Here is a 15,188-nt window from a genome sequence, read left to right as displayed (position 1 = left end):
ACTCACGCGGATGTCGTCGCTGCCGCGCTCTGTTGCGGCATAGCAATCGGCCACCCTTGCAAATGGGTGACGACGATCTCGGCCAGCGCGCGGATCCACGGTTGCGCGTCGTTGACACACGGAATCCGATGGAACTCGCGCCCCCCCGCCCGCAAGAACGTATCACGACCCTCAATGCCAATCTCCTCGAGCGTCTCGAGACAGTCAGACGTGAAGCCCGGGCAGAACACGTCAACCCGACCGGCCCCGGCCGCGCCCAACTCCTGCAGCGTCGGTGCGGTATAAGGTTGCAGCCATTGCGCGCGTCCGAACCGCGACTGGAACGTGAGCCGGCATTCGACCTCGGTCAACCCGAGCGCATGGGCCAGCAACGTCGCAGTTTGTCGGCATTGCTCGGCATAGGGATCGCCCAAATCCAACGTGCGCTTAGGCACGCCATGAAAGCTCAACAGCAGCCGATCGCCGGCCGTGAAATCGGGCCGGCCATGCTGTTGCCAATAGCGCAGCACCTGAGACGCCAGCGCCTCGATATAGGCGGGATAGTCCGCATAATGCTTGATCGTGCGGATCTCCAGTTGATTGCGCATACGCGCCAGCGCGGAGAACGCCGCATCGAATGCGCTAGCGCTGGTCGAGGCCGAATACTGCGGATACAGCGGCACCAATAGCACCCGCTCAGCGCCGGCACGCTTGAGTTGATTCAGCACGTTGCCGATGCTGGGGGTGCCATAGCGCATCGCATAATCGACGAGCACGGAATAACGGCCCGCCGCTAGTCGCTGCCTCAGGCCATCGACCTGCCGCTCGGTGTGCACGCGCAGCGGCGAGCCCTCCGCCTCCCAGATCGTCGCGTACTTGCGCGCCGACGCGCGGCCGCGCAACGGCAGGATCAGCGCGCGCAGCACAATCTGCCACAGCGGCGCGGGAATCTCGATGACGCGCGGGTCGGACAAAAACTCGGCCAAGTAGCGCCGCACCGCACGCGGCGTCGGTGCAGCGGGGGTGCCGAGGTTGATCAGCAGCACGCCGACCCGGTGCGATGCGCTCGGCTGCGAGGGCAGCTCAAGATCAAAATGCATGAGAGGATCCGTTGAGCACCGTAATGGTGCACTTGTTATCCGATTATAACGGCCGCTTGGCGCTTGCCGCCGTGGCGCGCAGGCTGGCCATCCGGATAGTGGCGCGCCGCGACGAATCGGCTCAGGCTAAAGCCGCAGGCTCGCGTCAATGCTGAGACAACGCGAACGACAGCAGCCGGGCGGTGATGTCGACGATCGGAATCACGCGGTTGTACGCCATGCGGGTCGGACCGATCACGCCGAGCGTGCCGACGATCTTGCCATCGACCTCATACGGCGCGGTCACAACGCTCATTTCCTCGATCGGTACGAGCGTGGATTCGCCACCGATGAAGATCTGCACGCCCTGCGCATGGCTCGATACGTCGAGCAACTGTAGCAGGCTAGTCTTCTGGTCGAAGACATCGAACAGCTTGCGCAGGCGCGCCATGTCGGACGACAGATCGGCCACTTCGAGCAGGTTCCGCTCACCCGAGATCAGTACGTTGTCGGATTCGTCGTCGGTTTCCGTGCTGGCAGTGACGGCGGCCTGCATGAGTTGCATCATGTCGCCGCGCAGCGCGTCGATTTCCTCGCGCAGCCGGCGTCGCACATCGTCGAACGACAGGCCCGCATAATGCGTGTTGATATAGTTGGACGCCTCGGTCAGCTGCGACGGCGAATAGTCGCGCTGGGTCGCCATGATCCGGTTTTGCACGTCACCTTCGGGGGTGACGATGATCAGCAGAATCCGCTTGTCGGACAGCCGCATGAACTCAATCTGTTTGAACACGTGGCTGCGCCGCGGCGTGAGCACAACGCCGGCGAACTGCGACAGGTTGGACAGCACGCTGGCCGCTGCCGCGACGACCTTCTGCGTCTCGCCCGGCTTGAGCTTGTCCTGCACCGCGAGCTTGACCTCGGCTTCCTGCGCGTCGGGCTGCACGGTCAGCATCGTGTCGACGAACAACCGGTAGCCGCGTGGCGTCGGAATCCGCCCGGCCGACGTATGAGGACTGGCGACAAGTCCTAGCTCCTCGAGGTCGGACATCACGTTGCGGATCGTCGCCGGGCTGAGTTCGAGGCCCGAATACTTGGACAACGTGCGCGAACCGACCGGCTGACCTTCGGCGATATACCGTTCAATCAGCGTCTTAAGCAGGGTCTGGGCACGAGGATCTAGCATAGCGAAAATTCTAGCGTAATCTTGCACGCAGCGAGGGCCGGCATCGATCCGACGCGCACGTGCGACCCAAACCACGAAAGCATACAGTTTGCCAGACACCTATGGTGTAATGCGGGCATGGAAATGGGCCAATTCAAAACCGTTGCGCTGATCGGCCGCAACAACACGCCTGGCATCGGCGAGCCGCTTGCCGCGCTCGCCGGCTGCCTGACGCAACGCGGGTTTCAGATCGTGTTCGAAGCCGACACGGCACGCGAAAACGGGCTGCACGCCTATCCGGCGCTCACGCCGGCCGAGATCGGCACGCGCGCCGACGTCGCCGTCGTGCTCGGCGGCGACGGCACAATGCTGGGCATCGGCCGGCAACTCGCGCCGTACCACACCCCGCTCATCGGTGTCAACCACGGCCGGCTCGGCTTCATCACCGATATCGCCATCGCCGACATGAACCAGTTGGTACCGCAAATGCTTTTGGGCAGCCATGAGCGCGAGGAGCGCTCGTTGCTGGAGGCCCGCATCATGCGCAACGGCGAGCCGATCTACCACGCGCAGGCGTTTAACGACGTCGTCGTGAACCGCAGCGGCTTCTCCGGGATGGCGGAGTTACGCGTGTCGGTCGACGGCAATTTTATGTCGGACCAGCGCTCGGACGGGTTGATCGTGGCCACGCCAACCGGTTCCACCGCGTATGCGCTCTCGTCCAACGGTCCGTTACTGCATCCGCAATTGCAAGGGATCGTGCTGGTGCCGATCGCGCCACACGCGTTGTCGAACCGGCCGATCGTGCTGCCCGACACGTGCCGGATCGCGATCCAGATCATCGGCGGGCGCGACGTCAACGTGAATTTCGACATGCAGTCGTTCACCGCGTTGCAACTCGAGGATACGATCGAGGTGCGGCGCTCCAGGCACACGGTGCCGTTCCTGCATCCGGTCGGCTACAGTTATTACCGAACCTTGCGCAAGAAGTTGCACTGGAATGAGCACTCGTCGCTTGGCGAGGACGAGCCCGGCTGAGCCGGTGCCAGTCACCGCTGCACGCCGGCTCAATCATTGCAAACCCACCCAATCCGCCTTTCACGACGACCGCTTTCGTTCGCCTATGCTGCGTCATCTGTCGATCCGGGACTTTGTCATCGTCGCCTCGCTCGACATCGAGTTCGAGCGTGGCTTTACCGTTTTTTCCGGCGAAACCGGCGCCGGCAAATCCATCCTGATCGACGCGTTGGCGCTGACACTCGGCGCGCGAGCCGACGCGACAGTGGTCCGCACCGGCCAGAGCCGTGCGGACATCACCGCTGAGTTCGACGCGCATGAGAGCGCCGCACAGTGGCTGGCCGAGCATGCGTTCGACGACGGCAGCGCACACGTGGTGCTGCGCCGCGTGATCGACGCTAACGGCCGTTCGCGTGCATTCATCAACGGCACGGCCGCCACGCTTGGCCAGTTGCGGGACATCGGCGAAATGCTGGTGGACATCCATGGCCAGCACGCCCACCAGTTACTGATGCGCGGCGACGCGCAGCGCGCGCTATTCGATGCGCACGCGGGCCTGACGGCGCTGGCCGCGGACGTCGCGCGGGCGTGGCGCGGCTGGCGCGACGCGGCGGCGGCCGTGCAGGCCGCGCAAGCGCGAGAGCGCGAGGTGCAGCTCGAGCGCGAGCGGCTGGTGTGGCAATTGTCGGAGCTTGAGAAGCTGGCGCCGCAACCCGGCGAATGGGATGAAATCAGCGCCGAGCACCACCGGCTGTCGCACGCGGCAAACCTGATCGACGGTGTGCAGGCGGCGCTAGGCGCCTTGTCCGAATCGGACGACGCCATGATCACGCAATTGGGTGCCATCATCGCGAAACTGCGCGGCCTGGCCGAGATCGACAGCACACTCGACGACGCGCTGGCCGCGCTGGAGCCGGCCGAAATTCAACTGCAGGAGGCGGCCTACTCGCTGACCCACTACGCGCAGCGGCTCGAGCTGGACCCGGCGCGACTCGCGCAGGTCGAAGCCCGGCTCGATGCACTGCATTCGACTGCGCGCAAATTCAGGATGCAACCGGATGCCCTGCCCGACGAGTTGCTGGCACGGCGCGCCCAATTGCAAGCGCTGGATGCGGCGACGGATATCGACGCGTTACGCGCCGTGCAGGCATGCGCGGAGCAAGCCTACATGGCGCTTGCGGGGCGACTATCCAAAGCCCGCGTCAAGGCGGCCAAGGCGCTGAGCAGTGCGGTGACCACCGGGATGCAGGACTTGTCGATGGCTGGCGGACGGTTCGAGGTCGCGTTGGAGCCCTTGTCCGAAGGCGGCCAGCATGGGCTCGAGCAGGTCGAGTTCCGCGTAGCCGGCCACGCCGGCGTGCCGTTGCGGCCGCTGGCGAAGGTGGCTTCCGGGGGCGAGTTGGCACGCATCAGCCTCGCGCTGTCAGTGATCGCGAGCACCGCGAGCCCGACGCCGACACTGATCTTTGACGAGGTCGATAGCGGCATCGGCGGCGCCGTCGCGGAGGTCGTTGGACGACTGCTGCACCAGCTCGGCCAGATCCGACAAGTGTTGTGCGTGACCCACCTGCCGCAGGTCGCCGCCCGCGGCGAGCACCACTTCAGCGTGACCAAGTCCACCGATGCGCAAGGCGCAGCGCGCAGCGAAGTGACCGCGCTGGATCGCGCGAGCCGCGTCGAGGAGGTCGCGCGCATGCTCGGAGGCGTCGAGATTACCGCCACCACGCGCAAGCACGCGAAGGAAATGCTGGCCGCTTGAAGCGTCTTCACGCACCGAAGACCTGCTCCCATAGTCGCGTGACCGCGTCGCGCTCGACCTGCACACGTTCAGGCGGCACGCGCGCCTTGTCCATTCCATCGAGCCGCAGCGCATGCTGCAGCTTACGATAGGTCCGATAGGCGCCGCCGACCTGTTCCGCCTGTGTCTCGGACATCAGCCCGATGCGAGCCGCCTCGCGCAGCAACGCGATGTTGCCGGTGTTGCACCGCAGTGCGGGATACGCGCCGGCATGCAGCAGCACCCAGTACTGGACGATGAACTCGATGTCCACCATGCCGCCGCGATCGTGCTTCAGATCGAACAGCGCTGTGGGATTGGGATGGCCTTCGGCCACCTTTTGCCGCATCGCGGCGATCTCCGTGGCCAGCGCCCGCGCATCGCGCGGCTGAGCGAGCACCTGGGCACGGATCGCATCGAACTGCGCGCCGATGCGCGCATCCCCGGCACAGAAGCGCGCGCGCGACAACGCCTGATGCTCCCATACCCACGCGGTGTTGGCGGCATCCCCCTCGCGCAATTGGTACCGCCGGAAGGCGGTGAGGCTCGTGACCAGCAGCCCGGCCTCGCCGTTCGGCCTAAGTCTCAGGTCCACATCGAACAGCGTGCCGGCGCCAGTGGACATGGTCAGCCACGTGATCAGCCGCCGCGCGAACAGCGCGTAGATCTCTGCGGCACGCTCGTCGTGATCGTCGTACAGAAAGATGAGGTCCAGGTCCGACGCATAACCAAGTTCCTTACCGCCGAGCTTGCCGTACGCAATGATTGCGAAGCGCGGCACGTCGCAATGACGACGAGCCAACTGCGGCCATACGGTCTGCAGCGTCACATCCAGGACTGCGTCGGCCAGTTCCGACAACCGGTCGCTGATGTGCTCGACCGATAGATGAGCGCCGAGATCCAGCAGCAGGATCCGGAACACCTCAGCCTGGTGCGCGTGACGCAGCAGATCCATCTGGTGCTCAGTGCCGTCTGCATCGGCAAGTCGGGCGAGCAGCATCCGCTTGAACTCGGTCCAGTCAAACGGGCTCACCAGCGCCTCGTCGTCGAGCAACTCGTCGAGCACCTGCGGATGTCGGATCAGATAGCCGGCGGCCCAACGCGACTCGCCGAGCACGGCGAACACGCGTGCCAGCGCAGCCGGATACTCAACCAGCAGCGCCAGGTACGAGCCACGCCGCGCCACCGCTTCGAGCAGATCGAGAAAACGCAGCAACGTCGCATCGACCCTTTCATTGCAATGCGTCGGCGTCGCCTCCAATGCGCGCAGCACGAGCTTGTCGAAACGCGTCCGATGCCGTTCCGGCAGGCCGGCGTAGCGCGCAGACTGCCAGACCGCATGCAATCGCGACAGGATGGCTGGCGGGTCGTTGAACCCCAGCGATGCAAGTCGAGTGCGCAATTCATCGTCGGCTGCCTCATCAGCGAGTGCACTGCTCCAGATCCATGTGGCGGTCTCCTCCCACGCTGTGCTGCCAATCTTGCCGAGCGCCTGATTGCCGGCGCCGGCCGGCGCCGCCGCGCCGCCACGCTTGTCCGCGAAGATCTGGTCAAACTGCCGCCCGACGAACTCGCGGTGGCGTTCCAGCACGGCCAGTAGTGCCGGATAGTCAGCAAAACCGAGTGATGCCGCCAGTTGCGCGCGCTCGCCTTCATCGACGGGCATCGCATGAGTTTGCGCGTCGTTCACGTATTGCAACCGGTGCTCGATGCAGCGCAGCATTTGATACGCCTGCGCGAGTCGCTGAACCGCGCCACGCGCTATCAAGCCGAGCGCAGCGGCATGATCGAGTACCGCCAGCGTCGGCCGGATACGGAACCCGGCGTCCTGACCGCCCCGGATCAATTGGAAGACCTGCGCGGTGAACTCGATTTCGCGGATGCCGCCGCGACCTAACTTGATGTCATCGGCCTTGTCGCGGCGCGACGACGCACGGCGGGTGGCCTCCTGACGGATCTGCACATGCAGCGCCCGGATCGCCGCAATCACGCCGAAATCGAGATAACGGCGATAGACGAACGGCCTGACCTGTGCATCGAGTTGCGCCGCCAATCGCGCGCCGGCCTCGCTGTCCACGTCCGACACCAGCCGTGCCTTGATCCACGCATAGCGTTCCCATTCGCGCCCCTGCACATAGAAGTACTCCTCCAGCATGCCGATACTGCATACAAGCGGACCCGAATCGCCGTTTGGGCGCAGCCGCATGTCCACGCGGAACACGTATCCGTGCGCGGTATGCTCGGCCAACGCACCGATCAACCGGCGCCCGACTCGGGTGAAGAAGTCTTGGTTCGAGATCGGCGCGCGGGAGCCGCCCTCGGTTTCGCCGTCGTCCTCGTAGACGAAAATCAAGTCGATGTCCGAGGACACGTTCAACTCACGTCCGCCGAGCTTGCCCATGCCGACCACTCCGAGCGTCTGCGGCTGTCGCTGCGCGTTCAGCGGCATGCCATACAGCGCGTGCAACTCGGCACTGATCGAGGCAAGGGCGCGGCGGATCGCCACCTCGGCCAAATCCGTCATCGCGCCAGTCACCTCCGGCACATCGGCCAGCCCGGCCAGGTCGCGCTCCATCACTGCGCAGAACAGCTCGGTGCGCACCAGGCGCAGTGCGCGCTTGAGCACGTTGTCGTCCACGGACTCGTCCCGCGGCGCACCCAGTTGCGCGAGCCGCTGCTCGATCCATTGCCGCGTCAGCGGCGCGCGCGCAAGTTCACGCACCCGCGCAGCCAGTTCGGGCCGTGCCGCGTACTGCCGGGCGGCATAGCGGGAATAGACGGCGCTCAACAGCGGCTCGGCGTCAGAAGCAAGCGGGGAACTTGACGGCGGCATGTCAGTCATCGTGTCATTGGTACGGCATATGCAATAGAACCCGTGGCGGCGGTAGGTTTGACTCGCATGCCGTATGTTACATTTGGTTTTTCCGCCGCCCCCTATCATACGTTCCGCGCTCCTCGCATGCCCGACCGCCAGGAAACACTCGACCCGAACGATGCGCGCAACGCAAAAGCCGGGGGCGGACGGCTGCACGGGCCGAGCGAGCGGATGCTGCGCCGCGTACTCGCGTTCTGCGCTACCCTGGCCATCACACTGTACTTTGGCGCCGCGGCCACGTACGTCGGTCTGCGCTACATCATCTTTCCCCAGTTGGATTCGCTGCGGCCGCGCATCGAGCAACGGATCTCGGATACGCTTCGCGCGCACGTGCACATCGGTCGGCTGACCGGGCGCTGGAGCAGGCTGCAACCAACGCTGGACATCGAGCAACTGACGATCATGGACCCGGACGGCCAGCGCATGCTCGCGGTGCCTGCCGCCAGTGCAACGCTGTCGTGGCGCTCATTGCCGCGTCTGGCGCCGGTGCTCTCGAGTCTGATAGTGGAACAACCCGAGGTCTTCGCCAAACGACACCCCGACGGCACCTATACGATTGCCGGCGTGCAGGTGGATCCACGCCAGCACGGCAATGGCGCGTTCCTGCGCTGGCTAATGACGCAGCGCGCCATCGCGTTGCGCGGCGGCGTCCTGCACTGGACCGACGCGCAGCGCGGCTTGCCGACGCTGACGTTGCACGGCATCCACGTGGCCATCGACAACCACGGCCTAATTCACCGGCTCGGCGTGCAGGCGCAGCCGGACGGACGCTTGCTGCGCGGGCCGATCGACTTGCGCGCACGCTTGCGTCATTCGCCACTGAAGCCGCTCACCGAGCCGACGGGTTGGACCGGCACGATGTTTGTGTCGAGCGGCGACATGGCGCTGCCCGAACTGGCTCGCTACACGGATGCGCGCCTGGATGCGCAAAGCGGCACGCTGGACGTGGCTGCGTGGTTCGACTTTGCGGCCGGTGAATGGAGCGGTGCGCGCGGCGCATTGTCCGGGTCCGAGTTGCGGCTGCGCATGGACCCGACGCTGCCGCGGCTGGACATGCCCAGCATCGGACTGGACTGGTCGCTGCAGCGCAACGACATGCGCAATCTCGATTACACGCTGAACCTGGGCAATCTGCGCGCCGAACTCGGCGGGCAGCCCCCGCTCGCGGACGGCACGCCGATTACCCGACTGCTGAACATCGGCGAATTCAACGGCCGGTTCCGCCGTGCGACGCTGGGCCGTGGTCAATTGATCGGCATCAGCGGCGATACGGTCGATCTCGGGCTGCTCGCGCAGTTCGTGCGCACGTTGCCGCTGCCACATCATGTGCTCAATGAACTGGACCGGTGCGACCCGCGCGGCACGCTGACAAACTACGCGATACAGGTCGAGCGCCGCGCGCCGCGAACCCGCGAGGCCGCCAGCGTGGCGGCCGTCGAAGGCGGCGAGCCGATCGTACGCTATCGCGTCAAGGCCGCACTCGAGGGTGTCAGCGTCGGCGCGCAGGAGCCGCCGCCCGGCCTTACACCGGGCGGCCACCCGCACGTGGGCCTGCCCGGCGCGGACAACATCTGGGGCGAAATTAACGCCGACCAGAACGGCGGTCACGCGGCGATCGATACTATCAACGCCGCGGTCACGATCCCGGGGGCATTCGACAATCCGCGACTTGCGTTCAACCGGTTCGCGGCCGAAGCGACATGGACCGCGCATCCGCTGGCCTCGGACGCGGCCCGCCCGGCTGTTACCGTCAACATCTCGCGATTCATCGTCGATAACGAGGACGTGCGCGCCAGCGCGAGCGGCACCTATTCAAATCCCGGCCACGGGCGCGGCAAGCTCGACATGGAGGCGAGGTTCGACCGGCTGTCGCTGCCCCGCCTCGCGCGCTATCTGCCGACTGGCGTCGACGAACATACCCGCGCCTACCTGGACCATGCGCTGACGGCCGGCACCTCGCGCAATGCGACGATCGCCATCCATGGCGAACTGGCCGAGTTCCCGTACACGCACGACCCACAAGCCGGCATCTTCAAGATCGTTGCGCCGTTTCGAGACGGCGGATTCGATCCGACGCCGCACCCACCGAAGCGGATGAGCAACGGCACGCCGCAGGTATGGCCCGCGTTCGACGGCATCGACGGGCTGTTCCGGATGGACCAGAACGTGCTGCGCTTTGATATCCAACGCGCACGCTACCAACGTGTCGCCCTCACGCAGGTGACCGGCCGCATCGACGATTTGGGCACGCTGAACTCGGATCTGGCGATCAATGGCGTGGCCAGTGGCCCGCTGGCCGACATGCTCGACTACGTGAATCACAGCTCGCTCGCGGTACTGTCCGACCATCTGGGCGAGACCGTGCAGGCTAAAGGCAACGCGACGCTGGCGCTGCGGCTGGCGATTGCGCGCCATCCGGACAAGCCGCATGTCGGCGTGAACGGCTCGGTTACGCTAGCGGACAATACGGTATTATTCGTGCCCGGCAAGCGGCTCGCGGCGCTGCCGCCGATCACGCAGATCCATGGCAAGGTCGATTTCACCGAGCACACGATGACGATCGGGCGCGCCACCGGCCAGTTCCTTGGCGGCGACATCCGCGCCGACGGCGCGCTCCGGCAGGATGGATCAAGCAGCTTCGACGTGTCGGGCCACCTGCTCGCCGATGCAGCCCGGAATGCAGTGCCGCCCGGGCCGCTGGCCACGCTGCTCACCCGCATGTCGGGCGGCGCCCCTTACTCGGTGGCCATGCGCACGCGCAAGAACGAACCGCCCGACATCTCGGCCACCTCCGATCTGAGCGGGCTGGCGCTGCAATTGCCGGCGCCATTCACGAAACCGGCGGGCGCGCCGATGCCATTCTCGTTGCGCCTGCGGCCGACGGCTGCCGGTGAACGACCCACGACAGGCATCAGTCGGCTGGATGCGCGACTCGGTCCGCTCAATGCCATTTATCTGGTGCGGCGCGGCAACCACGACAAGCTGGCCATCATGCGCGGCGCGATCGCCGTGAACCGGGAAGCGGTGCTGCCCAGTGAAGGCGTGACCGCGGCGGTGGACGTGACGCACTTCGACGCAGACGCGTGGCGCGCGCTGCTCGATGCCATGTCGGTCCCCGCCGACGCCATATCAACTGAGCCGGTGGCCGCTGCGCCATCCTCGTGCCCCACTGCGGCTTGCGCCGGCCCATCAGTTTGTTCGCCGGACACGGCCGCCCCGCTCAGCCTGCCCGGCAACGTCGCGGCACTCGTGCCTACCCGCGTCGGCCTGCACTTCGATACGTTGACGTTGTTGAACCGCCGCTGGGAAAACGTGGTGGTCGGTGCGACACAAACACCGGGCGCATGGCAGGCGAATATTGCATCGGACGAAGTATCCGGCCATATCGCGTGGCACGCGAAGACGCCGCGCAGCCCATACGGGCAGCTTGACGCGCGGCTGGCCAAACTGGTGATTCCGGACAGCCACGAGGCGACACTGGTGAGTCGCGCGCTCGAAGAGCCGGCGCAGCATGTCCCGGCGATCGACCTGATCGTCAACGAACTTACCGTGCGTGGACACAACTTGGGCAGGCTAGAAGTCAATGCACGCAACATCGACGAAAACGGCGCGCCAGTCTGGCAATTGGACAAGCTGGATGTGACAAACCCGGCAGCCAAGCTGTCGGCAACCGCGAACTGGAGAACGACGCGCCGCGCCAACGCCAACGCCAACGCCAGCGGCAACAGCAACAGCAACAGCAACAGCAACAGCAACAGCAACAGCAACAGCAACAGCAACGATAGCGGCAGCAGCAGCAACGGCGGCAGCGGCAGCGGCAGCGGCAGCGGCAGCGGCAGCGGCAGCGGCAGCGGCGACGATAACCCGCGGCGTACTGTGCTAGATTTCAAGCTCGATATCGCCGACGGCGGTGCCCTGCTCGACCGTCTCGGCCTGCCCCGCACGCTCAAGGGCGGCAATGGCACGCTGTCAGGCAACGTTGGCTGGCGTGGCGGACCGACGCGCATCGATTATCCGACGCTGAGCGGGAACCTGTCGCTCGGACTGTCGCATGGCCAAATCCTGAAGGTCGATCCGGGCGCCGCCAAGCTGCTCGGCGTGCTCAGTCTGCAATCGCTCGCCCGCGTGGCGACGTTGGATCTGACCACATTGTTTGGCGAAGGACTGCCGTTTGACAATGTGTCCGCTACCGGCACGATCCGCAACGGCGTCGCTAGGACCGACGATTTCACGCTGAGCAGTGCATCCGCAAAGGTCACGATGCAAGGCAACGCGGATCTCGGACGCGAGCAGCAGGACCTGCTGGTGACGGTGGCGCCATCGCTGAGCGTGGGTACCGCGGCACTGGCCACGGCCGTGGTCAACCCGCTGCTCGGCCTGGGTACTTTCGTCGCCGGCCTGGTCTTGTCCGACCCCATTTCGCAGTCGTTCGCGCGCCACTACGCGGTGACCGGCTCGTGGTCACATCCGCAGGTCGAGCAGGTGCCGGGCGATCGCGGTAAGATGGGCCGACCTGAATCTTATGTGTCATGGCAATGAACAACTCCGTTTTCCGCGCAAGCGGCGCCGCGCCCGGCACGTTCGCGCTGGCAGCGCTGCAAATGGTCAGCACGCCGGACGTGTCGCGGAATCTGCAGGCCGCCGGCGAGTTAATCGCCGAAGCCGCCGCCGGCGGCGCGCAACTCGTGCTGCTGCCCGAGTATTTCTGTTTCATGGGGCACCGCGACGCCGACAAGCTGGCCGTGCAGGAAACGCCGGGCGACGGCCCGATTCAGCAATTTCTCGCCGATGTCGCGGTGCGCCATCGCGTGTGGGTCATCGGTGGCACGCTGCCGCTCGTGGCGCCAGAACCCGGGCGGGTGATGAACACCACGCTGGTGTTCGACCCGCAAGGCCGGGCCGTGGCTCGCTACGACAAGATCCATCTGTTCAACTTCGAAAAGGGTGATGAGTCGTTTGACGAGGCGCGCACAATCCGGCCCGGCACCGACGTCGTCGCGTTCGATGCACCGTTTGGCCGCGTGGGCTTGTCGGTATGCTATGACTTGCGCTTTCCGGAGTTGTATCGCAAGCTTGGCGACTGCGCGCTAATCGTCGTGCCATCGGCCTTTACATACACGACCGGCCACGCGCACTGGGAGATGCTGCTGCGTGCGCGCGCGGTCGAGAACCAATGCTACGTGCTGGCCGCGGCCCAGGGCGGCACGCACGAGAACGGGCGCCGCACATGGGGCCACAGCATGCTGGTGGACCCATGGGGCAAGGTCGTCGCAGTGCGCGCGGACGGTGCCGGCGTGGTCGCGGGCACGATCGATGTCCGACGTATCGCGCAGGTGCGGCAGAGCTTGCCGGCGTATCGGCATCGGGTGCTGGCATGAGCGCACCGCAGCGTCGTTGCCCGCAAAGCGGCGGCGGCCCACACCGCTTCCAGCAGGGTCGCCCGCGGCTTGAATCGTGCCGTCGCAACGCCAACCCCTGTCCATTTACCAGTCAAACGGGCGAGCCCGCATGAACATCATCGAACCAAACCTCTGCCATCTCGCCACCGCCAAGGACCTGCTGCTCACGCGCTACGGGCTCGATGAGGCCATCCTGGTGCGCACGCTGGGCGAGATTTTTTCCCATCGCGTTGACTACGCGGACCTGTACTTCCAGACAACCCGCAGCGAAGCGTGGAGCCTGGAGGAAGGCATCGTCAAATCGGGCAGCTTCAGCATCGACCAGGGCGTGGGCGTGCGCGCGGTAGCCGGCGAACGCACCGCATTCGCGTACTCGGATGACTTGTCGCCGCAAGCGCTGGCACAAGCAGCCCAGGCCACCCGCGCGATCGCCCGTGCGGGGGGCGGAAAGGCTCGCGTGCGGGTGGCCGGTGCGTTGCACGGCGTCGCGGGCCGCGACCTGTATCGGCCGGCCGATCCGCTGCACTCGCTGGATGCGAATGCGAAAGTGGCACTGCTGGAGCGCGTCGAAAAAATGGCTCGCGCGAAGGATCCACGCATCACACAGGTCATGGCGGGCCTGGCGGGCGAATACGACGTCGTGCTGGTAGCACGCAGCGACGGGGCACTGGCCGCCGACGTGCGTCCGCTCGTGCGCATGTCGGTCACCGTGATCGCCGAGCAGAACGGGCGCCGCGAGCTCGGCTCCGGCGGTGGCGGAGGCCGCTACGACTATGGCTACTTCACCGACGAAGTGCTGGCGCGATACGTCGACGACGCGGTGCATGCCGCGCTGGTGAACCTGGAGGCGCGCCCCGCGCCCGCCGGCACGATGACCGTCGTGCTCGGGCCGGGCTGGCCGGGCGTACTGCTGCACGAGGCGATCGGCCACGGATTGGAAGGCGACTTCAACCGCAAGGGCTCGTCGGCGTTCGCCGGACGCATCGGCGAGCGGGTCGCGGCCAACGGTGTCACGGTGGTTGACGACGGCACGCTGGCGAACCGGCGCGGATCGCTGAACATCGATGACGAGGGCAACCCCACGCAATGCACGACGCTAATCGAGGACGGCATCCTGACCGGCTACATGCAGGACACGCTAAACGCGCGGCTGATGAAGATGAAGGTGACCGGCAACGCGCGGCGCGAATCGTATGCCGCGTTGCCGATGCCGCGCATGACCAACACCTACATGTTGGGCGGCGACAAGAATCCCGCCGAGATCATCGCGTCGGTCGAGCATGGCCTGTACGCGGTCAACTTCGGCGGCGGACAGGTCGATATCACGAACGGCAAGTTTGTGTTCTCAGCCTCCGAGGCCTACATGATCGAGAACGGCAAGATTGCCTATCCGGTCAAGGGCGCGACGCTAGTGGGCAGCGGACCGGAGTCGCTCAAGTACGTGTCGATGATCGGCAACGACATGTCGTTAGACACGGGCGTGGGCGTGTGCGGCAAAGAAGGCCAGAGCGTGCCGGTCGGCGTCGGGCAGCCGACGCTGCGCATCGACCGCATGACGGTGGGTGGCACGGTATGACGCCAATCGCGCAGATGCCGCAAGCGGATTGCGGTTTTTATTGAAATGACGCAATCATGTGTCGTCATTGTCGCTCCCCTGTTGCCAACGGGGGGTCGTCCAGAGTATAAAGTTGGCGTACTCGGAACCGACGCCACCTTTCAATTCGTTTGCATTTCGCGATGTCCGCCAAGTTTTACTTTTATTTCTTTTGGCATCTCAGGCCGCTGGCGGACCGAGAGGGTGGGTGACGGACAAGCGAATCACCCCACATTCCCGAAAAAACCGCCAGCTCGCCTGGCGGTTTTTTTTCGCCAAGCGCCAGGCCCCGAACACCGCGCG

Annotated in this window: 8 protein-coding genes; 5 read left to right on the top strand and 3 right to left on the bottom strand. The window is 65.5% G+C overall.

What is annotated here, in order from left to right; genetic code table 11:
* Positions 1-2: 2 nt before the first annotated feature.
* Positions 3-1,079 carry a ferrochelatase gene (hemH, locus tag B0O95_RS09565; RefSeq protein WP_104077686.1) on the bottom strand — a complete coding sequence of 359 codons (1,077 nt, stop codon included), beginning with the start codon at positions 1,077-1,079 and terminating at the stop codon, positions 3-5.
* Between the two features lie 145 nt (positions 1,080-1,224).
* Entirely contained in the window at positions 1,225-2,244 is a 1,020-nt protein-coding gene (gene hrcA / locus B0O95_RS09560; protein ID WP_104077685.1) for a heat-inducible transcriptional repressor HrcA, read from the bottom strand.
* A 117-nt stretch (positions 2,245-2,361) separates the two neighbouring features.
* On the opposite strand from hrcA, the gene B0O95_RS09555 reads away from it, so the two are divergent.
* Both B0O95_RS09555 and recN read left to right on the top strand, forming a co-directional pair.
* A complete protein-coding gene (locus tag B0O95_RS09555) occupies positions 2,362-3,261 on the top strand; it encodes an NAD kinase (protein ID WP_104077684.1) in 900 nt (299 codons plus the stop codon).
* An 85-nt stretch (positions 3,262-3,346) separates the two neighbouring features.
* Positions 3,347-4,999, top strand: coding sequence for a DNA repair protein RecN (recN, locus tag B0O95_RS09550; protein ID WP_104077683.1), 1,653 nt, complete (start codon positions 3,347-3,349; stop codon positions 4,997-4,999).
* A gap of 7 nt (positions 5,000-5,006) precedes the next feature.
* On the opposite strand, the gene glnE is transcribed toward recN, so the two are convergent.
* Positions 5,007-7,859 (bottom strand): bifunctional [glutamate--ammonia ligase]-adenylyl-L-tyrosine phosphorylase/[glutamate--ammonia-ligase] adenylyltransferase, encoded by a 2,853-nt coding sequence (gene glnE, locus B0O95_RS09545; RefSeq protein WP_233203268.1) that lies wholly within the window; start codon positions 7,857-7,859, stop codon positions 5,007-5,009.
* Between the two features lie 57 nt (positions 7,860-7,916).
* Between glnE and B0O95_RS09540 the strand changes: the two genes are divergently transcribed.
* The 3 genes from B0O95_RS09540 (at position 7,917) to tldD (ending at position 14,867) form a co-directional block, all read left to right on the top strand.
* The gene (locus B0O95_RS09540; protein WP_233203267.1) at positions 7,917-12,431 is read left to right on the top strand and encodes a YhdP family phospholipid transporter; all 4,515 of its coding nucleotides are present in this window, start codon (positions 7,917-7,919) and stop codon (positions 12,429-12,431) included.
* Positions 12,428-13,270, top strand: coding sequence for a carbon-nitrogen hydrolase family protein (locus B0O95_RS09530; RefSeq protein WP_104077725.1), 843 nt, complete (start codon positions 12,428-12,430; stop codon positions 13,268-13,270). Before B0O95_RS09540 ends, B0O95_RS09530 begins: the two co-directional genes overlap by 4 nt.
* A 130-nt stretch (positions 13,271-13,400) precedes the next feature.
* On the top strand, positions 13,401-14,867 hold the full coding sequence (gene tldD / locus B0O95_RS09525; RefSeq protein ID WP_104077681.1) for a metalloprotease TldD: 1,467 nt from the start codon (positions 13,401-13,403) through the stop codon (positions 14,865-14,867).
* The last annotated feature ends 321 nt before the right edge of the window (positions 14,868-15,188 follow it).

This window comes from Mycetohabitans endofungorum (assembly GCF_002927045.1).
GTDB classification, from domain to species: domain Bacteria; phylum Pseudomonadota; class Gammaproteobacteria; order Burkholderiales; family Burkholderiaceae; genus Mycetohabitans; species Mycetohabitans endofungorum.
This window is presented reverse-complemented; position numbering and strand designations above follow the sequence as displayed.